The 20,231-nt window shown below is 37.7% G+C and carries 19 protein-coding genes; 1 reads left to right on the forward strand and 18 read right to left on the reverse strand.

What is annotated here, in order from left to right; genetic code table 11:
- Positions 1–13: 13 nt before the first annotated feature.
- The 15 genes from rnc to IGL13_RS12165 form a co-directional block, all read right to left on the reverse strand.
- Complete coding sequence (gene rnc / locus IGL13_RS12095) at positions 14–706, reverse strand: ribonuclease III (protein WP_002354946.1); 693 nt, start codon at positions 704–706, stop codon at positions 14–16.
- 329 nt (positions 707–1,035) lie between these two features.
- The gene (gene opp2A / locus IGL13_RS12100; RefSeq protein ID WP_002365357.1) at positions 1,036–2,814 is read right to left on the reverse strand and encodes an oligopeptide ABC transporter substrate-binding protein Opp2A; all 1,779 of its coding nucleotides are present in this window, start codon (positions 2,812–2,814) and stop codon (positions 1,036–1,038) included.
- 28 nt (positions 2,815–2,842) lie between these two features.
- Positions 2,843–3,766, reverse strand: a complete 924-nt coding sequence (gene opp2C / locus IGL13_RS12105; RefSeq protein ID WP_002365358.1) for an oligopeptide ABC transporter permease Opp2C — start codon at positions 3,764–3,766, stop codon at positions 2,843–2,845.
- 27 nt (positions 3,767–3,793) lie between these two features.
- On the reverse strand, positions 3,794–4,756 hold the full coding sequence (opp2B, locus tag IGL13_RS12110) for an oligopeptide ABC transporter permease Opp2B (protein ID WP_002354943.1): 963 nt from the start codon (positions 4,754–4,756) through the stop codon (positions 3,794–3,796).
- Complete coding sequence (opp2F, locus tag IGL13_RS12115; protein ID WP_002354942.1) at positions 4,756–5,700, reverse strand: oligopeptide ABC transporter ATP-binding protein Opp2F; 945 nt, start codon at positions 5,698–5,700, stop codon at positions 4,756–4,758. Before opp2F ends, opp2B begins: the two co-directional genes overlap by 1 nt.
- A complete protein-coding gene (gene opp2D, locus IGL13_RS12120; protein WP_002365359.1) occupies positions 5,700–6,740 on the reverse strand; it encodes an oligopeptide ABC transporter ATP-binding protein Opp2D in 1,041 nt (346 codons plus the stop codon). The genes opp2F and opp2D overlap by 1 nt, the downstream gene beginning before the upstream one ends.
- 263 nt (positions 6,741–7,003) lie before the next feature.
- The gene (gene acpP / locus IGL13_RS12125; RefSeq protein WP_002354939.1) at positions 7,004–7,243 is read right to left on the reverse strand and encodes an acyl carrier protein; all 240 of its coding nucleotides are present in this window, start codon (positions 7,241–7,243) and stop codon (positions 7,004–7,006) included.
- A 136-nt stretch (positions 7,244–7,379) separates the two neighbouring features.
- Positions 7,380–8,381: a phosphate acyltransferase PlsX gene (plsX, locus tag IGL13_RS12130; protein ID WP_002354938.1), complete on the reverse strand. Its 1,002-nt coding sequence runs from the start codon at positions 8,379–8,381 to the stop codon at positions 7,380–7,382.
- A 102-nt stretch (positions 8,382–8,483) separates the two neighbouring features.
- Complete coding sequence (gene recG, locus IGL13_RS12135; RefSeq protein ID WP_002370092.1) at positions 8,484–10,520, reverse strand: ATP-dependent DNA helicase RecG; 2,037 nt, start codon at positions 10,518–10,520, stop codon at positions 8,484–8,486.
- 115 nt (positions 10,521–10,635) lie between these two features.
- Positions 10,636–12,312 carry a DAK2 domain-containing protein gene (locus tag IGL13_RS12140; RefSeq protein ID WP_002354936.1) on the reverse strand — a complete coding sequence of 559 codons (1,677 nt, stop codon included), beginning with the start codon at positions 12,310–12,312 and terminating at the stop codon, positions 10,636–10,638.
- An 82-nt stretch (positions 12,313–12,394) separates the two neighbouring features.
- Positions 12,395–12,757 carry an Asp23/Gls24 family envelope stress response protein gene (locus IGL13_RS12145; protein ID WP_002354933.1) on the reverse strand — a complete coding sequence of 121 codons (363 nt, stop codon included), beginning with the start codon at positions 12,755–12,757 and terminating at the stop codon, positions 12,395–12,397.
- Positions 12,758–12,968: 211 nt separating this feature from the next.
- Positions 12,969–13,688: a LytR/AlgR family response regulator transcription factor gene (locus tag IGL13_RS12150; RefSeq protein ID WP_002388606.1), complete on the reverse strand. Its 720-nt coding sequence runs from the start codon at positions 13,686–13,688 to the stop codon at positions 12,969–12,971.
- Between the two features lies 1 nt (position 13,689).
- Positions 13,690–15,018, reverse strand: a complete 1,329-nt coding sequence (locus IGL13_RS12155; protein ID WP_025187359.1) for a sensor histidine kinase — start codon at positions 15,016–15,018, stop codon at positions 13,690–13,692.
- 228 nt (positions 15,019–15,246) lie between these two features.
- The gene (locus IGL13_RS12160; RefSeq protein ID WP_002365363.1) at positions 15,247–16,488 is read right to left on the reverse strand and encodes an ABC transporter permease; all 1,242 of its coding nucleotides are present in this window, start codon (positions 16,486–16,488) and stop codon (positions 15,247–15,249) included.
- Positions 16,481–17,389, reverse strand: coding sequence for an ABC transporter ATP-binding protein (locus tag IGL13_RS12165; RefSeq protein WP_002401681.1), 909 nt, complete (start codon positions 17,387–17,389; stop codon positions 16,481–16,483). Before IGL13_RS12165 ends, IGL13_RS12160 begins: the two co-directional genes overlap by 8 nt.
- A gap of 266 nt (positions 17,390–17,655) precedes the next feature.
- Between IGL13_RS12165 and rpmB the strand changes: the two genes are divergently transcribed.
- Positions 17,656–17,844, forward strand: a complete 189-nt coding sequence (rpmB, locus tag IGL13_RS12170; RefSeq protein ID WP_002354928.1) for a 50S ribosomal protein L28 — start codon at positions 17,656–17,658, stop codon at positions 17,842–17,844.
- A 102-nt stretch (positions 17,845–17,946) separates the two neighbouring features.
- Here the strand turns inward: rpmB and IGL13_RS12175 are convergent, their stop codons facing one another.
- Genes IGL13_RS12175 through rsgA form a run of 3 tightly spaced genes read right to left on the reverse strand, consistent with a single transcriptional unit; the run spans position 17,947 to position 20,158 of the window.
- Positions 17,947–18,591, reverse strand: a complete 645-nt coding sequence (locus tag IGL13_RS12175) for a thiamine diphosphokinase (RefSeq protein WP_002361010.1) — start codon at positions 18,589–18,591, stop codon at positions 17,947–17,949.
- On the reverse strand, positions 18,588–19,241 hold the full coding sequence (rpe, locus tag IGL13_RS12180) for a ribulose-phosphate 3-epimerase (RefSeq protein ID WP_002354925.1): 654 nt from the start codon (positions 19,239–19,241) through the stop codon (positions 18,588–18,590). Before rpe ends, IGL13_RS12175 begins: the two co-directional genes overlap by 4 nt.
- Before the next feature lie 23 nt (positions 19,242–19,264).
- Positions 19,265–20,158: a ribosome small subunit-dependent GTPase A gene (gene rsgA / locus IGL13_RS12185; RefSeq protein ID WP_002378814.1), complete on the reverse strand. Its 894-nt coding sequence runs from the start codon at positions 20,156–20,158 to the stop codon at positions 19,265–19,267.
- Between the last annotated feature and the right edge of the window lie 73 nt (positions 20,159–20,231).

Below are 20,231 nucleotides of genomic sequence, written 5' to 3' on the forward strand. Positions count from 1 at the left end.
GCTCCTTCCAGCCTTACTGAGGAATACTTTTCAGTGCCCGCTCAGCGGCATCCTGTTCAGCTAACTTCTTCGATTTTCCTTGGCCTAACCCAATGAGTTCACCATTCATGTAAACTTCAGTGAAAAAGGTGCGGTCATGAGCAGGGCCTTCTTCTTTAATTAAGCGATATTCAATTGAAACATCGCCTTTGCGTTGTAAAACTTCTTGTAATTGTGTTTTGTGATCCATCTCATGTGAAAAAGCACCGGCATCAATTTTCGGAAAAATAACGTCTTCAATAAATTTCTTGGCTGCGCCAACTTTTTGGTCTAAGTAGAGGGCACCTAAAAAGGCTTCAAATAAGTCACATAATAATGATGCACGTGTTCGTCCGCCCGATGCTTCTTCTCCTTTACCTAATAAAATGTAGTTGTCGAAGTGACATTCTTTCGCAAATTTGGCTAAACTATCTTCCCGAACGATGGCTGCGCGCATCTTCGTTAATTTTCCTTCTGGAAGTTCTGGGAATTTTAAATACAAATATTGTGAAACAATTAATTCTAAAACTGCATCTCCTAAAAATTCAAGACGTTCATTATCGGATAATTTTAAATAGCGATGCTCATTCACATAGGATGAATGAGTAAAAGCTTGCTCTAATAGATTGACATCATGGAAAACAATGCCGTAACGTTCTTTTAACTCTGTTGTTAACTGATTGTCCATTCTCCACATTCCTTTACATTTATTTACACCTTGTTTCATTATACTTTTTTTTTCACTTTTTTTAAATGGTTCTATTCAGAAAAAGCCTGTTATTCACTGTGTTCTCATTATTTTTTAGAAAAAAATAAATAAATAGAGCTATGACTGAGATAAAAGCGTTTGTTTACGTAAGAGATAGAAAGAGCGTGGGACAAAAATCACTTTGGATTTTTGCGCCACGCTCAAAAACTGATAAACGGCGGGAACAGAAGCAACTCCTTCTTATTTCTCGGAGTTAAACACTTCTGTCCCGACCTCGTTCTATCTCTATTAAATCAGCGGAACGTTGTTTAACGTTTTTCCGCAGTGACACCCACCGTTGCCCATGGATTATCTTTCGTATCAACTGCCCACGTAAAGTCAACTACACGGTCGTTGACAGGCAAGACTTCATTTCTGTAAAGCGTTGGGATTACAAACGCTTCATCAATGGCATACTCTTGCCAATCGTAGAAGGCTTTTTTACGTTTTTCTTCATCAAATGATGCTTTTGAATCAATCGCATCAAGTAATTTAGTATTTTCTTCTGACTCAAAACGTGTATAGTTAAAGGCTGAGTTTGGACCATATAAGCCGGTTGGTGAAGGATCTGAACCTGTGCCCCACGCGCCTTGATAGATATCTACTTCTGGGTCATCATTTTTCAATTTATCATAGAATGCTTGGAAATCAATTAAGCGTCCTGTTGTATACGTTACGTTTAAGCCAATTTCTTTCCATTGTTGGACATAGTAATCAGCAAGTGGTTGTGCAGTTTCGCCGCCTGACATTGAAGCAAACTTGATTTCTAGTGGTTTGCCTTCTTTGTCTTCGCGAATGCCATCGCCGTCTACGTCTTTATAACCAGCATCGTCTAATAATTTTTTCGCTTTGTCTAAATCAAGCGTATAGCCTTTCGCTTCGCTATCATGCAAGCTCTTGAAGACTGGTGGGATTAACGTTGTTGCCCCTGTTCGTAAGCCGTTGTAGAATTTTTGGCCGACTGCATCATTGTCAATTGCATAGCCCATGGCTTGACGTAAGCTTTTATCTGCCATTTTAGCTTTTGGATTGTATTTCACTGTATTGGTTTCTTTGTCAAACGTACCCATTTTAAAGCCAATATACGTGTAGGCTTGTTCGGGACGTCCTAAGATTTGATACCCTTCAGTATCTTTGTATGTTGGATACGTATCTGTTGGCATTGATAATGCAATATCGTATTGTTTCGCTTTCATCGCTTCTACAATGCTCGCAGAAGGAACAGATTTGAACACTAATTTATCTAATTTAGGTTTGCCACCGTAGTAATGCTCATTTGGTAGGTATTCAACAGATTCACCTGTCACAATATTACTCATGTAGTATGGTCCAATAGTTACAGGGTTTTTACGAACTGCATCGCTTGATTCCATGTCTTTAACAGCAATTCCTTCAAAGGCATGTTTTGGTAAAACTGAACCCCAAACACCGCCACCTAATTGTTGCATTCCTGGGTGAACTTCTTTATAAGTGATTTTAACTTCTTTATCATTGACTTTTTCTATGCCAGAAATGGTTGGTGATTTACCAGCATGGTAGTCTTCCATGCCAACAATATTCGTAAAGTTATCATCATAACGAATCCCTGTATAATCTTTATGACCAATGACTTCATAAGAGAAAATCACGTCATCGGCTGTCACATCTTTACCGTCAGACCATTTCAAATTGTCACGTAATTTAATGGTTGCTGTATTGGCATCTTCATCTAATTTCAGATCCGCAGGACCCCCATCGACAATCTTAAAGTCTGCATCATTGTTAAATAATGGCTGTACCGTTGGAAGCATGTATTGTGCATCATAGTTGTCTTGATAAAATTCTTGCTGGAAAAGTCCTTGGAATTGTGTATCCATAACTACAGCGACATCTAATGTCCCGCCATCAATTGCTTTTTTATCATTTTTAACAGCGATTGGCATTTTTGAAATGTCTTCTGTTTCCGTTGCTTTATTGCCCCCGCCTTTATTGCCGCCACCACATGCAGCTAACCCGAATACTAACACAGAAGCTAACGTGATTGCACCTAAAATCCGTTTCTTGTTCATCTCTTTTCCTCCCTCATTTTTTGGCTAATTAGCCTAATCGTTGTCGTGCATCTGCTGAGCGCTTAAATGCTTGTCCAACATAGTTTATACTTAACATCAAGACTAAAATTAGAATTGATGCAGGTAACCAAACCCATTGTTTATTGACTAATACATCCCCACTGCTGGCGTAGCCAATTAAGGTTCCTAAACTTGGGACACTTTGTGGTAACCCGAAGCCTAAGAAAGTTAACGTTGTTTCGATCCCAATATTGGCCGCGAAATTAATCGTTAAGTTCGTAATAATTAATGAACTTAAATTCGGCATAATTTCTCGAAACATAATTTTAAAATCGCTTGTTCCCATTGTCTTAGAGGCACTAACGTAATCTCGGCGCCCTTCAGATAACGTTTTACTGCGGAACAACCGCGCTTTTCCAACCCAATAAAACGCACACATAATCCAAATAAAGGACCAGATACTATATTTAGGAATCACGGAAACGAACACAATAATAATTAACATAATTGGCAAAATCATAATAAAATCCACGATACGCATCAAAATATTATCAATCATGCCTCCATAATAACCGGAAATAATCCCTAAACCGACCCCGATAATAGACGTAATAATCGTAATGGCAAAACCGATTAAAATCGAGTTCCTAGCCCCGATAATCAATTGTCCTAAAACATCACGACCACCTTCATCGGCACCTAAAATGAACTTGGTGCCATTCATTGTAACGGTACCTGGTTCCGCATATTTATCTAAAATACTTACATGCATAACGGCACTTTGGTCTAACACTAACGAACCGATAAAAACGGCTAATAAGATAATGACCAAAAGGATTAAAGAAAACATCGCCATTTTTTCTTTGACGAATTCTCGCGCAATCATCCGAAAGCCCATTGGTGGAATACTTTCTTGTAAGACTTCTTCTCTTTTTTCTTCTGTCAATTCCATTTTTATCACCCTTTCTTCGTGTTTTTTCTACTGAATTCGAATTCTTGGATCAACAATACTCATTACAATATCAGAAATTAAGGTTCCGATAAGGGTTGCCAATCCCAAAATCAACACGAGAGCGGTAATAACGGAATAGTCACGTTGAATGATACTATCAATAAATAATTTTCCAATTCCTGGGAAAGCAAAAATCTTTTCAATAACGACTGATCCGGCAATCAAAGCAGTAATTTCATAACCTAATTGAGAGGCAATTGGTAATGCTGCATTTCTAAAAATGTGTCGATTAAAAATTTTATTCGTTGGCACTCCTTTTGAACGAGCAGTACGAACAAAGTCCATGTTTTTAACATCAATCACTTCACTGCGCAAATATTGAATAGTGACCGCTGTCCCTAGCAACGCTTGAGTGACCCCTGGTAAAATTAAATGCTTCAGTTTATCTAAATAATACGGCCACGTTCCCTCAGCCAAACCAACAGTCACGGTTCCACTCGTTGGGAACCAGTCTAAGCGATACCCAAAAATAAAGAGCATAATCAAGGCAAAGATGAATAATGGCACAGCAAAACTGAAGAAGTTGTAGATAACCACCATTTTGTCAAACCATGAATTTTGGTAACGGCCAGCAATTAAACCGAAAGGAATGGCGATTAAATACGTGATTATAACTGACACAGCGGCCAATGCAATCGTATTCCCCACCCGACCAGCAATGAGTGTGGACACAGGTAATTTAAAGATAAAACTATGCCCAAAATCTCCATGTAAGGCATTGCCAATCCAACGGAAATATTGTTCGTACCAAGGATCATTTAATCCGGCAGCTTCGCGCATGGCTTCAATCACTTTCGGGTCTTGGTTCGGATTAATCAATCCTGTAAACGGATCACCTGGCATCATTTTAGCCAACAGGAAAATCAAGACACTTAAAATAATCACTTGCGGAATCATCAATAACAAACGGCGTAAAATTGTTTTCCACATTATTCAGCACCTCCATTTTTTAACGCTACTTGGTGGGTTGGACTAATCGCATGTAAGTTATAAACCCGCCCATTTTCATCATAATAGTCTTTATGATTTTCCCGATACTCTTGCTCAACTCTTCTTCGTTCTTCTTTGTGAGCTTCTCGGTTCGCTACGTCAATTTTAGGAATTGCTGAAAGTAAGCGTTTGGTATAAATGTGTTGTGGATTAGTGTAAATATCTTGGCGTGTACCGATTTCTACAAAACGGCCTTTGTACATAATGGCAATGTTGTCACACATATGTTTAACTACGCCCAAATCATGGGAAATAAATAAGTAACTTAACCCATATTCCTGTTGAATGTTCTTCATAAAATTCAATACCTGTGCTTGCACAGATAAGTCCAGTGCTGAAACAGGTTCATCTGCAATAATTAATTTGGGGCTGGTAGCCACCGCTCGGGCGACGCCTAAACGTTGGCGTTGCCCACCAGAAAATTCATGAGGATATTTGTACAACGCATCTTCTGGCATCCCCACAATGTCCAACAAACTTTTGACTTTTTTCTTTTCTTCTTGGTCACTTAACCGTTCAAAATTTCGAATTGGTTCGGCGATAATATCTAGTACTCGTTTTTTAGGGTTTAAACTTGACATCGAATCTTGGAAAATCATTTGGACATCTTTGTTGTATCCAATCGCTTTTCGACTTCGCGGCTTGGTTACATCTTGTCCTTGATAAATAATTTCACCATTTGTAATTTTTTCTAAACCAATAATTGCTTTTCCTGTCGTTGATTTTCCAGAACCCGACTCACCAACTAACCCATATGTTTTACCTTGTTCAATCATGAAATCCACACCATCAACCGCCAAAACATGATCAGTGATTCGATTGAAGAAGCCGCTGCGAATTGGATAATGAACTTTTAAATCTTTAATTTGAATAATTTCTGTCATTACGCTTCCCCTTCCCCGTCTCTAAAATGAAAATGTTTATAACATGTACAACGAACAAAATGATTCGGTGCAACTTCATGTAATGTTGGATTTTCTTCATGTTCCGATGCATCAATCCAAGGAATTCGTGGGGCAAACCGACAACCTTTTCTAGGTAATTTGGTTAACGAAGGAACAATCCCTTCAATCACATGAAGTTCTTCTTCATCTGAATTCTCTTGGGGAATGGACTGAAGTAAGGAACGTGTATATGGATGTTTCGGATGACTAAACAATTCTTCAGCAGTGGCTACTTCTACAAACTGACCCGCATACATAACCGCTACACGATCAGCCATTTCCGCAACTACACCTAAGTCATGGGTAATTAAAATAATGCCGCTCCCTGTTTCTTCTTGTAAATCTTTTAACAAATCGAGAATTTGTGCCTGAATGGTAACGTCTAAGGCCGTTGTGGGTTCATCTGCAATTAAAATCGGTGGTTTACACGCGATTGCAATGGCAATAATCACCCGTTGGCGCATGCCGCCAGACAATTCATGAGGATACTGTTTCCCGACACGCTCTGGGTTGGGAATCCCCACTTGATCTAACAGTTCAATGGCCCGTGCTTGTTTTTGTTGTGCGGTCATTTTGGTATGATACGTTAGACTTTCTTTAATTTGGTCTTCAATTCGCATGAGCGGATTCAGTGCAGACAACGGATCTTGGAAAATCATCCCAATATCGTTTCCTCTGACTTTGTTGTACAATGTTTCATTAAACGTAGTTAAGTTTAAATTGTTGTATAAAATTTCCCCAGTAATTTTGGTATGATTGGGATCATGTAAGCCCATAATCGTTGTTGCTAAGGTACTTTTTCCACAACCAGATTCTCCGACGATTGCCAGAATCTCATTTTTCTTCAATTCAAATGAAACATCATCGACGGCATTATAATAATCATCTTTGATTCTAAATGCTGTTTCTAATCCTGAAACCTCTAGTAATTGTTCATTTCCTTGCATCCATACGCACCCCTTACGTCCTTTCAAAAACATTATATAAATTAACTAATATTTAATGATAGCACTTTCTAATTTTTATCAATGTTAATTTACAGCTCATTGTTTTTTCATAATTTTATAGAATTATTCCATAAAAAGCAAGATAAAATAACTTTTTTCGCAGTTATTTTTTTACATGTATGATTTTTTTTACAAAAATATGTGTAAAAATAGCCTTATTGCTTAATAAAATAACCATTATGTACGCAAAAAAAGTCGATCAACACGAATGTCAATCGACTTTGTCTTATTATTTTTTATGAATTACTCACAATATAATCTACAGCGGCACCAACTGTTTCAATTTTTTCTGCATCTTCATCTGAAATCTCTGTTCCAAATTCATCTTCAAGTTCTAAAACAAACTCCATTACGCTAATTGAGTCAGCGTTCAAATCATCTTTAATGTTTAATTGATCTGTTACTTGATCCGCTTCAATATCAAAGTGGTTTGAGATAATCTTCGCTACTTTTTGAAGTACTTCTTCACGAGTCAACTGTATTCACCTCCACTGCTTTTGAAAAAAGGTTCTTTCTTTTACTAAAACGCTAAGATACATTGTACTCACAATTTGGGTATTTGTCCATCTTTTTTTCATTTGAGTAACAAACTGATGTCAAGACAATTGCAAATTACTCTGCTTTGCCTTCATAATATTCCACTAGTTGTGGGACAACTTGGGTTTCTAACATTGTATGAATTTGACGAATGGTGTAGCGGACGGCATCAGGACCCGTGGCCCCATGCGTTTTAATGACTGGCGCTTTTAAGCCAAATAAAACCGCTCCCCCATGTTTTGAGTAGTCCATTTCGTCTTTCATGCCACGCAACGCATTCTTTAATAATAAGGCGCCCATTTTTCCTTTGACACCTTCAGAAAGAATCGCTGTTTTCAGCAAGCTCATCATGTTCATAGCTGTGCCTTCGATGGATTTTAAAACGGCATTTCCTGTGAAGCCATCTGTCACCACCACGTCAGCTACGCCATTTAATAATTCTCGTGCTTCAACGTTTCCGACAAAATTAATCGTTTCATCTGCTGCTAACAATTCGAAGGCTTTTTTCGTTAATTCACTGCCCTTTGTTTCCTCAGTTCCGTTATTTAATAGACCGACACGAGGATTCTGAACGTTCCGAACTTTTTCAGCATAGAATGAACCTAAAACGGCATACTGAACCAAATGTTCTGGTTTATTGTCTGCATTGGCTCCTAAATCTAACATGTCAAACCCTTTGTCTGGTTCTCCCATGACAGGTAAAGTTGACATCAAACCGGGACGTTCCACATTTTTGATGCGGCCGACAATGAACAGACCCGCTGCTAATAGCGCTCCGGTGTTGCCTGCAGAAAAAATCGCATCGGCTTCCCCATTTTTAACTGCTTGCGCTGCTAAAACCATGGAAGCAGTTTTCTTACGACGGATTGCTTTAACTGGCTCATCGTCACTAGCAATTTTTTCATCGGTATGAATAATCGTAATGTTTTTTTCATCGGTGATGTATTTTTTTATTTCGGCTTCTTTTCCATATAATTGAAATTCAATGTCTGGGAAGTCTTGTTTGGCTAGCATAACCCCTTCAACAATTGCTTGTGGGGCGTTATCTCCACCCATTGCATCTACAGCAATTTTCATGAGTGATTCCCTCCTACTTTTTTGTTTCCTAACAAGTATAACATATTTTTTTCAAAGAAATACGCATTGGCTTTTACTTTCTGGCTTCAAAAATTACCTCTTCTAATCGAAAAATTGGGCTGCCTCATCTTGGGGTTTCACTCGATTGGCTAAGCCTTGATAAGCAGGATATTGCCACCACTCTTTCACTTTCCATAGGGCACTTGCTTCTTGGCGCGCAACTTCTAAAATGTTAAAGTCCGTCACGATATCTCCTACCGCAAATTGGGGCACCCCTGATTGCCGTGCACCGAACACTTCCCCAGGTCCGCGAAGTTCCAAATCACGCTCACTCAAGACAAAACCATTGGTGGTTTCTGTCATGATTTTCATACGCTCAACGCCCATTTCATTTTTCGGATTGGCCACTAAAATACAATAAGATGCACTGGAGCCACGCCCAACACGTCCCCGTAACTGATGTAATTGTGCTAACCCAAACCGGTCCGCATCCATAATTAACATCACCGTGGCATTTGGTACATTCACGCCAACTTCAATAACGGTGGTAGAAACCAATAATTGTAGCTGATTGTCTTTGAACTCCTGCATAATGTCATCTTTTTCTTGGTTTTTCATTTTACCGTGTAGTAATCCCACTTGATATCTTGGGGAATAAAAGCTTTGCATATGTTCAAAAATTTCTGTTGCGTTTTTCACATCTAAGGCTTCTGATTCTTCAATCAATGGACAAATAATATAGGCTTGATGTCCTCGAGCCAGCTCTTTTTCCATCCATTCTAAAACAGTATCTAACTGCGGCGGCCGAATCCAACGTGTTTCGATTGGAATCCGTCCAGCTGGCATTTCATCAATGATTGATACATCCATTTCGCCATAGGCTGTAATGGCCAGCGTTCGAGGAATCGGAGTGGCCGTCATGAATAAAACATCTGGTTTTAAGCCTTTTTCTCTTAATATTTTTCTCTGGTTCACACCAAAACGATGTTGCTCATCGGTGATTACCAAACCTAATTGATGGAAACTGACATCTTGTTGTATCAAAGCATGGGTCCCTACCACAATGTCAATCTCGCCATTGGCCAGTTCTTCGAGAATTAGACGACGTTCTTTCGTTTTGGTGGAACCTGTTAATAAGGCCGTCCGAACTTCTAATGGATCAAACAACTGCTGTAAGCTTTCCATGTGCTGTTGCGCTAAAATTTCAGTCGGAACCATCAACGCTCCTTGAAAGCCAGCGGTCATGGTGGCGTATAGCGCAATCGCAGCCACTACCGTTTTCCCACTCCCCACGTCACCTTGAAGCAATCGTTGCATATGCTTCGGACTTCGCAAGTCTCGACAAATTTCATTGGTCACTTTTTTTTGGGCGCCTGTCAATTCAAAAGGCAGTCCTTGGGTGAACGTTTTTAAGCGATCCACGTCATATTGAATAGCTAAACCATTTTTTTCCGCTTTTTCTTGTTTCTTCAGTCCTTGCATTTTAAGTTGGAAAAGGAAAAACTCTTCAAAGACTACTCGCCGTTTAGCTTGATGGCTTTCTTCTGGATTACTGGGAAAATGCATCGCCCACATTGCTTCTTTTCTAGGCATCAAGCGGTACTTTTCTAATAAATCATTCGGTAAAATCTCTTCAACCAGTGAACCATACTCTTCAAAAGCAGTGCGGATTAACTGAACCAACGTGCTTTGGCGGACTTTTTTATTCACATGATAAATGGGGGCGAAATCTTCATTGTCTCCTTTAGAAGCTAAGATTTTCATGCCATTTAATGATTTTCTCTTGGCATCCCATTTGCCATAAACAGCAATTTCTTCGGAAAGAACTACTTTGTCTTTTAAAAAAGGTTGATTGAAGAAGGAAACATTAATGACCGCATGTTCTTGCATCATTCGAAACGTTAACCGGCTCTTCTTATAACCGTACCGACTAACGACTGCTTCCGAAACCACTAGCCCTTTTAGCGTAACTTTTTCCTGATCCTGAATCTCACTTAAATCCTTTTCTTGGATATCATCGTAGCGGAAGGGATAATACGTCAATAAGTCTTCAATTGTAGCAATCCCCAGTTCTTGTAAATTTTCAGCACGTTTTGGGCCAACACCGGGCAATACGCTGACTAAATCTGTGATGTCCATAAAATCCCCTCCTCATTAATATACGCAAAAAAATGGATCATTCATTAAATAGGCTGGTTCATTAGCCCTAACTAATGAACCAGCCTATTCGTTTTTATTTTTTCATCACGAAAACCTATTCTGCTGAGAATAAGTATGGATACACAGGTTGTCCACCTTCATGAAGTTCTGTTTCTAGTTCATCGTTTTCAGAAACTAAAATAGCGATTAGCTTTTCAGCTTCTTCAACCGAGCCATCTTCGCCGACAATAATTGTCACGATTTCAGTGTCTTCATCAATCATGCGGTTCAACGTGTCTAATGATGCATTAAAACGATCTGCTTCAGAAACGACGATTTTACCATCAATCATTCCTAAGAAGTCATCTTTTTTAATTTCAACGTCATCAATGGTTGTGTCACGAACAGCTGTGGTTACTTGACCACTCACAACGCTGTCTAACATTTCCGTCATACTTGCTTTGTTTTCTTCTAATGATTGTTGATCATTGAAAGCTAACATTGCTGTCATTCCTTGAGAAATGGTTTTAGATGGAACAACCGCTACTGGTACATCGGCAACTTCTGCTGCTTGATCAGCCGCCATAAAGATGTTTTTGTTGTTTGGTAAAATAATGACTTGCTCTGCATTCACTTCTTTGACTGCTTTTAAAATATCTTCCGTACTTGGGTTCATTGTTTGGCCACCACTAATAATGTAGCTTGCACCTAAACTTCGGAATAATTCTTGAACGCCTTCACCGGCTGCAATAGCAATCACAGCAAACGGTACGCGAACTTTTTCAGTCAACGCTTCTTGCTGAGCATCGCGTTCAACTAACGTTTCATGTTGTAAACGCATATTGTCTACTTTTATTTTTACTAACGAACCAAATTTTTGGCCGTAGTTCATTACTTCACCTGGATGCTCAGTGTGCACGTGAACTTTGATAATTTCGTCATCGTTAACGACTAATAGAGAATCGCCTAGTTCATTTAAGTAGTTTCTGAATGTTTCATAATCAAAAGCGCTGTCCACGGTTGGGCCTTCGCCGATACGAACCATAATTTCTGTACAATAGCCAAATTTAATGTCTTCTGTCGCAACGTGACCACTAACACCACGATGATGTTCAGCATTAACCATTTCGTCCATTTCGGCAGGACTTGGTTCATACGTTTCAGTTGGTAAAAATTCACCACTAAGCGCTTCTAAAAATCCTTCATAGATAAATAGTAGTCCTTGACCCCCACTATCTACAACGCCGACTTCTTTTAGGACAGGTAATAAATCAGGTGTTTTCGCTAAGGCACGTTTAGCGCCTGCTACAACAGCTGTCATAACTTCGATACAGTCATCTGTTTCTTTCGCTTTACGTTCACCAGAACGCGCCGCTTCACGAGAAACAGTTAAGATTGTTCCTTCAACGGGTTTCATCACTGCTTTATACGCTGTTTCTACACCATGTGTAAATGCAGCGGCCAAGTCTTTGGCATTTAATGTTGTAACCTCAGGAATTTGTTTTGAGAAGCCGCGGAATAATTGAGATAAAATAACCCCAGAGTTTCCACGAGCACCCATTAATAACCCTTTGGATAACGCACCTGCTAATTCTCCTACTTTTTCAGAGCGAGAATCGGCCACAGCCTTTGCACCACTGGTCATTGATAAGTTCATATTTGTTCCTGTATCACCATCGGGTACAGGGAAAACGTTTAATGAGTTGACATATTCTGCATTTGTGTGCAGACGAGTCGCACCTGCCTGGACCATTTCCTGGAACTGACCTGCGCTGATTTCTGTTACATTCACCTAAAAAATCCTCCTTCAGATTTACCGCTAACGGCAACACACGACTTCCTTGTGCAATTGCATCGTTGACAGTACACTACCTCTAATCCGGTAATACACGAACTCCTTGAACAAAAACGTTAACTGAATTCGCAGTGACACCTAATAATGTTTCAAGATTATATTTTACTTTTTCTTGGACGTTACGAGAAACTTCAGAAATTTTTGTACCATAACTAACAATCGTGTAGACATCCACTGCGATTCCGTTGTCTTCTTGACGAACAACGACACCACGTGAGTAATTCTCACGACGTAAAATATCGTTTAAGTTATCTTTAATTTGATTTTTGCTTGCCATTCCGACAATTCCGTAAATATCTGTCGCAGCTCCGCCAACTACTGTAGCGATCACATCATTGGTAATCTCAATGGTACCTGCGGGTGTTTGAATTTTTACAGCCATTGATGAAAGCCTCCTTATAAGAGCACATTCGCCCTATTTTCTTCCATAACATTTTATCATATCCAGCCTTTAATTAAAAGGAAGTTCGTCAGATATTATAGACCCTTCCTCATAATTACCAACATTTGTACAATTTACAACGTTTGTCGTGCATTGTCAATGCAGAAAAAGACAAGATTCGACTTGGTTCATTGAATCTTGTCTGCTGATTTTAGAGGTTTTTCATGGCTCTCACTGAGACTAAACATCTTTCTCCATTACTCATTTCGACAATCCGTTCGCTTTTTATAACTTTACTTATATGCTTGCGGTTGATTAAATATGATTTGTGACAACGATAAAAGTCATTAGACTGTTCTTCAATCTCCTTTAAGGAACCATAAAATTCAATTTCTCCGTTTTCAAGATGTAAAACAATTTTATGCGATACGGAAGAAGATTCAAAAAAAATGATTGTTGTCATATCTACAGACCGAATGGTATCGCCGTCCTTAAATTTAAATAATTTTTTTGTATCTCCACGTTCACTAGTTATACGTTCATGAGCCAATTGAATATTTTCACAGATTTTCTGCTGTAGATGTTCTTTGTTGTCTTTAATGATATAGTCCAGCGCTTCCACTTTATACGTAAACGTCAGATAGGACAGTTCCCCATGTGTTGTGACAAAAACGATTTTACCTAAATTATCGTAGTCTCTGATTTTAGCTGCTAAGGTTAATCCTGACATTTCATGTTGTAAATCAACATCTAGAAAATATAACCCAATTATTCTAGACTGACTTTTGACAAATTCAAGTACTTCTAACGGATTTCCTGTTGAAAAAACCAGTTCCATATCAAGACTTTCCATCATTATGTAATTTTTAACATAGGTTTCCAACATTTGTCGTTGTCGCCAATCATCTTCGCAAATAATAATAGAAATCACCTTATTCGCACCTCCTATTGTTTTCAATCGTCAATTTTTGAGTAAACCATCCATCACTGATGGAGGTAGCTAGTTGAACATTATTTAGGGATTGAAGCAATTCTTGAACATTACTCAATCCCATTCCTCTATCAGTGCCTTTTAATGAAAAACCGCGTTGCTTAAGTAGATGGAATTTTGGTAAATTTTTCCTACATGAATTTTGGATAATAATATGTACAGCAGAGGCATCTTTATATACAGCGATTACAAGCTTACCCTCACCTAAAAATTCGATTTCTTCTATAGAGTTATCTAAAAAAATACCTAGTATTCTAACCAAAGAAATTGAATCAATGGCTAATTCTTCAATTGGTTCAGTCACTTCTAACTGTACATCCATTCCTTTTTCTTGCGTTGAAATCAACTTAGACACAAGGAGACTTTTAACTTCTCTTACTCGAATGTTTCCAATCGCTTCTAACTTGAACCTATTTTGGTCAATGCATTTTGATGCTTTCTTTATTTTACTGAAATAATAGTCATTAAGACTCTCGTAATCTCCACTCACAATAAAATCTTCTAATGAATTTAGGATATTTTTATAATCATGCCGAAACTTCCGAATCTCCTTGAATTGTTTCTCCATTGCCTCCATATATCTCTGATTTTCTAAATATTCTGTTTCCTTCTGTTGAATATCATATTTATTTTTGAGCGAACTAAGATACACAATAAAAGAAATTAATGAAACGACTAAATAGAGCGTGAGAAAGATTGAATTTACTACAATTATTTCCTTGTTATTCCCCAAATATTTTCCTAAAACCAGGCTGGTATAGTAGATAATCATTGTGCCGATTCCTATCAAATTAAAAAGCAGAAGACATTCATTGATAATAGAAAACTTTTTTTCTAGTTTTTTTATCCCCTTTATCATTAATATCGTCAGAATTACTGATAGTGCTAGCCGAAATGTACTATGTAAAAACATGGTTAAATTACTTGAAAAAATTAGTTCTGTGCCAAATATTTTTTCCTTTATAAAGGATACAAACTGACCACTTACAGCTGAAATAATGACGATATAAGAATTTATACCTAAAACTTTAATAAGGCTTTTAGAGATAAAAAAATAACCTAAAATTATTATACTCAAATAAATCCAAGCAAATCCATACATTCCTATAGCAGAAATTATTTTGCCATTCAAAATTGCGATAACCATCAATCCGAAAATACTATGTAAAGTAATTTTTTTATTAAGCTTTACTACTTTTGACTTTAGATAATTAAAGAACACTTGAACCACTGCCGTGATATTACTTAGAATAAAAACAAACCTCACCAAATTAAAACCTCCTTATATTTCAGTTAATAAAAAAAGTATATACTCTAATAAAAGACAATTCAAGCTTTCTTTACAAGTGAAACTGAGAAAAAGTAGTTTTCAGCGCCCGACTATTACGCTATAAACAAAAATTGTACACTCGCTATACTGAGTGTACAATTTCAATTACTTTTTTATTTATCAAAATAAATGTTTTATACATGAGAGTTGCGACAAGATTTTTTATACTCATCTAACATAATATTTCCCAGATTTAAACGCTTTTTTGAAAACATTTATAAGTTTATCTCCACTATAAATAAATACGCCCCCTTGATAAACACTTTTGCCTAGAAACGCTAAAATCATAGTAAAGACCAGATTAATTCCCATCGCTACTGCAAAAGCATTTAACGATGCATCCCCCAGCATATAACGTGCGTACATGACTATCGGTGATAGATACGGTATATAAGATGAAATTATAGTCGCTTGGTTACTTCCTAATCCAGTTGCAAGAATCATTACCATAAACATCGCAATAAATAAAGGAATAATCAAAATATACATCAACTGTTGAACTTCCTGAACAGAGGAAACAACAGAACCTAAAATAGCAGCCGTAACAGAATATAGCAAATAACCTAAAACGAAACATATGACAGCTAAGATGATTGCTTGACTATTTTTGCCTTCACTCAAAAAGTCAAATACTCCTGTACTATCTCCAAAAATTCCATAAGATGCATACGCAGCCCCAAAAATTGCTGCTGCTTGCGTTACCCCAACTAGCCCAATGCCAACAATTTTACCAATTAAATGCTGAACTGGTGTAATTGTTGTGAGTAAAATTTCCATAACTCTTGAACTCTTTTCCACCGCAATGTCTTGAGCAACCATTGTAGAAAAGAGCATAACTGCAATGTAGAGAATAAAGCCAACAATATAAACTAGTATTAATGTTTGAACCGAATTATCTTGATTTCCAGCTAAAGATTCTAAGGATAAACGTGTGCTTTCATTCAAAAACTGTTGTTGCGCCGCATCAATATTTAATTGATTTAATTTAATCGATTGATTTACAGTGGTTACAAGACTTTGTAATTGTTCAGACACATTATATTGGAGAGCTCCTTCGTAATAAATTTTTCCTTCGTATAGACCAGCGCTACTCTTTTCAATTTTCAAAATGGTTTTACTCGCTCTATCTTTCAGCTCTTTCTCAGCATCTGATAACTTTTGACCGCCGTCAACAAAGTTCAGATTGGTACCTTTACCAACTTCTTTCAGCATAGTAACAGTTTCTTGATTATTTGAAACAACAAGGATGGTTTCTTTACTTGGTTCCTCTTTTTTTAGAATCCCTTCATAATTCATTCCCAAAAATGTCCCTACCATCAAAACCAACAGTATAATAACAAACACTTTTGACACGACTTTTTGTTTGTATGTTTCTAAAGCAATCGTCACTATATTTTTCACTTTACTCACCCACTCTTTCTAGAAAAATATCATTTAACGAAATTGGCTCAATTCTGAATTGCTGAATATTTTCTGATTGAAAAATAAATTTTTGAATTTTCTTCGCAGTACATTCATCTTTTACATAAAAAGAAATAACATCATTTTCTTCTTTATACGATTCTATTTCAAAATCTTGTTTTAATATTTCTCTGTCAAAATCAGCCTGAACAATCACTTTTCTTTTATCCGTTTCATCTTTGATTTCTTTTAAATTTCCTTCTAAAAGAACCTCACCCTTTTTCATCATACAAATGTTTTCACAGATTTCTTCTACGTTTGCCATTTGATGAGAGCTGAAAATTATCGTAGCACTATTTTCCTTCAAAAAAAGAATTGCTTCTTTTAGTTGATTCGCATTAATCGGGTCTAGCCCAGAGAATGGTTCATCCAAAATGACAAGCTTTGGTCCATGAATGATCGACGCAATAAATTGAATCTTTTGTTGATTCCCTTTTGACAATTCACTAATTTTTCGATCTACATTCTTTTGTATCTTAAAAAAATCCAGCCAAAAGAGGATACTTTTTTCAATTTCTTTCTTTTTCATTTTACGGAGCTTCCCAAAGAAAGTTAATTGTTGTCTCACCGTTCTTTTCGGATATAGGCCACGCTCTTCTGGAAGATAACCGACCTCTTTAGCATCAAAGCGATCAACTTTACGTCCCTGCCATGTTATTTCCCCTTCATCAGGAGAGTAGATGCCTAAAATATGGCGGAAAATAGTAGTTTTACCTGCACCGTTTGCGCCTAAGAAGCCATAAATTTCGCCTTCTGGAATAGTCAAATTGATTCCTTTAATAATTTCCTGCTCATTCATTTTCTTTTTCAACTTTTTAATTTCTAAGCTCATATTTTCCTCCTTTTTCATTTATCTAAGTACTTTAATTATATTAATCAAACACGGACCACTACATTTTTTTCTTGAACTCTTAAATTTTCATCTTTATCGTCTTACGTTTGTGCATGGATTTCTTAAGTATTTAAAATCAGACAATGAAAAACTATCACCTGACAAGCTACTTTTGTTGTTAGTCACTAAAAATCTTCTTGCAAATCAGTGCCTAATATGATAAATTAAGTTAGTATGAGCTGAATATTATCGCTCCAAGATCAAGGCAAAGGAGGAAACTTAAAATGGCAAAAGTATGTTACTTCACTGGTCGTAAGACTTCAAGTGGTAATAACCGTTCACATGCGATGAACTCAACAAAACGCACTGTGAAACCTAACTTACAAAAAGTTCGCGTATTAATCGATGGTAAACCTAAAAAAGTTTGGGTGTCAACTCGTGCTTTGAAATCTGGTAAAATCGAACGTGTTTAATAAACTTAAATAAGCAAAGCTGGACGTTCGTTGTTCGGCTTTTTTTATTGCATAAAAAAAGAGGTTGGACCTTCATCGCATTGATGAAGGTCCAACCTCTTTTTACTTGTCTTTACTTTGAATAACCGCAATCATCCCTGCATCGAAGGAAAAAGCAGCGGCTTCTTCGATAAATTCATTACTTGCATACGATGTTGGGTAAGGAACATCTTGATTGGTTAATAAATATTTACTGCGTCGTAGCGTCAAGTTTTCTACAGGCGTCAAACAGCAGTAGGCCAGATATTCTTTATCTGGCTCTTTTGGTACGATATACGAACCAGGGGCGTAATACTGGATGCTATTTTGACGATCGCATAGACGGATTTGACGAAGTACGCCTTGAAATCGTGGTTCAAAGGGTAACCAAAGATTGGCTAACAGGTGGTCAATTCTGCCCCCTGTCGCACCGATAATCGTCATCTCTGCTTGTGGAAATCGTTGTAAAGCTTCTTGAAGCGCTAATTGTGTATCTGTATCATCTTTTTCAGCAGGTGCTTGGATGAGTGTTTCGGCAGTTTCTTGGACAAAATGGTATTCTTCTCGTGATAATGAATCAAAATCGCCCACCGCTAATTGTAACGGTAAATCGGCCTCTAATAAATGGAGACAGCCGCGATCAATACCTACGAAATAATCATACGTAGCTGGTTCAATGGTTGGCCAATCACTTGGATTGCCCCCAGCTACCAGTAAGACACGACTCATTTGTCTAGCACTGCTCTCAGTGCATCGATTCGTTCTTGAGGATTTTCAGCATTATAAATGTAGGAGCCTGCAACAAACACTTCCGCACCAGCTTCTTTGCAACGTGCGGCAGTTTCAGGAACAATCCCGCCATCGACTTCAATTTCATAGGTGTATCCTTTTGTTTCTTTCCATTCTTTTAATTGAGCAATTTTTTCTAGTGAGTTTTCAATAAATGATTGTCCGCCAAAGCCTGGATTGACAGTCATTACCAAGACTTGATCTGCCAAATCTAATACATTTTCGATCATCGAAAGTGGTGTCCCAGGATTGATGGTTACGCCAGCTTTCACACCCGCATTTTTAATCATTTGTAAGGCACGATGAATATGGGGTGTTGCTTCTTGATGGACGGTAATAATATCCGCACCGGCTTCCGCAAAGGCATTGATATAGTTTTCAGGTTGTACAATCATCAAATGAACATCCAATGGTAGTTTTGTCACTGGACGAATCGCTGAAACGATATTCGGTCCTAAGGTAATGTTGGGCACAAATTGACCGTCCATAACATCAACATGAATATAATCTGCTCCTAATTCTTCTACTAAACGGATATCTCTTTCTAAATTGGCAAAATCGGCACTTAAAATGGATGGTGCTAGTTTCATTTGGCTCGCTCCCTTTATATTTGCTATGATTTTTTCTTATAAACAGGTCGTCGATTCTCGATTTCCATTAAAAACTGTAAATAATTTTCGTAACGACTCGTCGCAATGGTTCCCGCTTCCACTTGACGTTTCACTTCACAACCAGGTTCTTTGTGGTGCATACATTCACGAAACTTACAGTGAGAGGCCGCGGCAACAAATTCAGGAAATTGCTTTGGTAATTCCACTGCTTCCATCTCCAAGAAATCGATGGCACTAAATCCTGGTGTATCAGCGACCAAACCGTCGTATAACGGAATCAATTCCACGTGACGGGTCGTATGTTTGCCCCGTCCTAAAGATTGGGAAATTTCCGCAGTTGCTAGTTGTAATTCTGGTGAAATTTGATTCAACAATGTTGATTTTCCAGCGCCTGATTGTCCCATAAAAACAGTCAACCGTTCTGGGAAAAAGCGTTCTAATTCTTTGGTGGCTTCTACGTCTTCCGAAGCGATCACCGCATAACCTAACGCTTCATAAATCTGTTTAATTTCAGTGACTTGTTGACGTTGCGGCTCATCTAATAGATCAACTTTCGTTAAATAAATAACTGGTTCTATATCCTTATACTCTAAGCTGACTAAGAAACGATCCAACAAATTAAACGAAAAATTTGGCGAAACCATACTCATGACAACCACACCTAGATCCACATTTGCAACAGGCGGGCGCACTAATTCATTTCGTCTTGGTAAAATTTCCAACACATAACCATCTGTTAAATTATCGCTTTCAAAAAGTACTTCATCTCCCACGAGTGGCGTAATTTTTCGATTACGAAAATTCCCTCGCGCTCTTGTTTGATATGTTTCTCCATCTGCGTATACATAATAAAAACCGCTTAACGCTTTTCTGATTTGACCTTTCAGATAAACCACTCCTAACTACTTTCGAATATACAGGATAGTGGCAGAGAAATCAAGGGAGCCTCTCGATTCTATTAATTAAAAA

The sequence above is a fragment of the Enterococcus sp. DIV1937 genome (assembly GCF_050535975.1).
Classification (GTDB): Bacteria; Bacillota; Bacilli; order Lactobacillales; family Enterococcaceae; genus Enterococcus; species Enterococcus faecalis.

Coding starts and splice junctions, on each gene's coding strand:
- rnc (WP_002354946.1), bottom strand. CDS start 706: ATGGACAATCAGTTAACAACAGAGTTAAAAGAACGTTACGGCATTGTT.
- opp2A (WP_002365357.1), bottom strand. CDS start 2,814: ATGAACAAGAAACGGATTTTAGGTGCAATCACGTTAGCTTCTGTGTTA.
- opp2C (WP_002365358.1), bottom strand. CDS start 3,766: ATGGAATTGACAGAAGAAAAAAGAGAAGAAGTCTTACAAGAAAGTATT.
- opp2B (WP_002354943.1), bottom strand. CDS start 4,756: ATGTGGAAAACAATTTTACGCCGTTTGTTATTGATGATTCCGCAAGTG.
- opp2F (WP_002354942.1), bottom strand. CDS start 5,700: ATGACAGAAATTATTCAAATTAAAGATTTAAAAGTTCATTATCCAATT.
- opp2D (WP_002365359.1), bottom strand. CDS start 6,740: ATGTTTTTGAAAGGACGTAAGGGGTGCGTATGGATGCAAGGAAATGAA.
- plsX (WP_002354938.1), bottom strand. CDS start 8,381: ATGAAAATTGCTGTAGATGCAATGGGTGGAGATAACGCCCCACAAGCA.
- recG (WP_002370092.1), bottom strand. CDS start 10,520: ATGGACATCACAGATTTAGTCAGCGTATTGCCCGGTGTTGGCCCAAAA.
- IGL13_RS12145 (WP_002354933.1), bottom strand. CDS start 12,757: ATGGCTGTAAAAATTCAAACACCCGCAGGTACCATTGAGATTACCAAT.
- IGL13_RS12165 (WP_002401681.1), bottom strand. CDS start 17,389: ATGAAAAAGGAGGAAAATATGAGCTTAGAAATTAAAAAGTTGAAAAAG.
- rpmB (WP_002354928.1), top strand. CDS start 17,656: ATGGCAAAAGTATGTTACTTCACTGGTCGTAAGACTTCAAGTGGTAAT.
- IGL13_RS12175 (WP_002361010.1), bottom strand. CDS start 18,591: ATGAGTCGTGTCTTACTGGTAGCTGGGGGCAATCCAAGTGATTGGCCA.
- rpe (WP_002354925.1), bottom strand. CDS start 19,241: ATGAAACTAGCACCATCCATTTTAAGTGCCGATTTTGCCAATTTAGAA.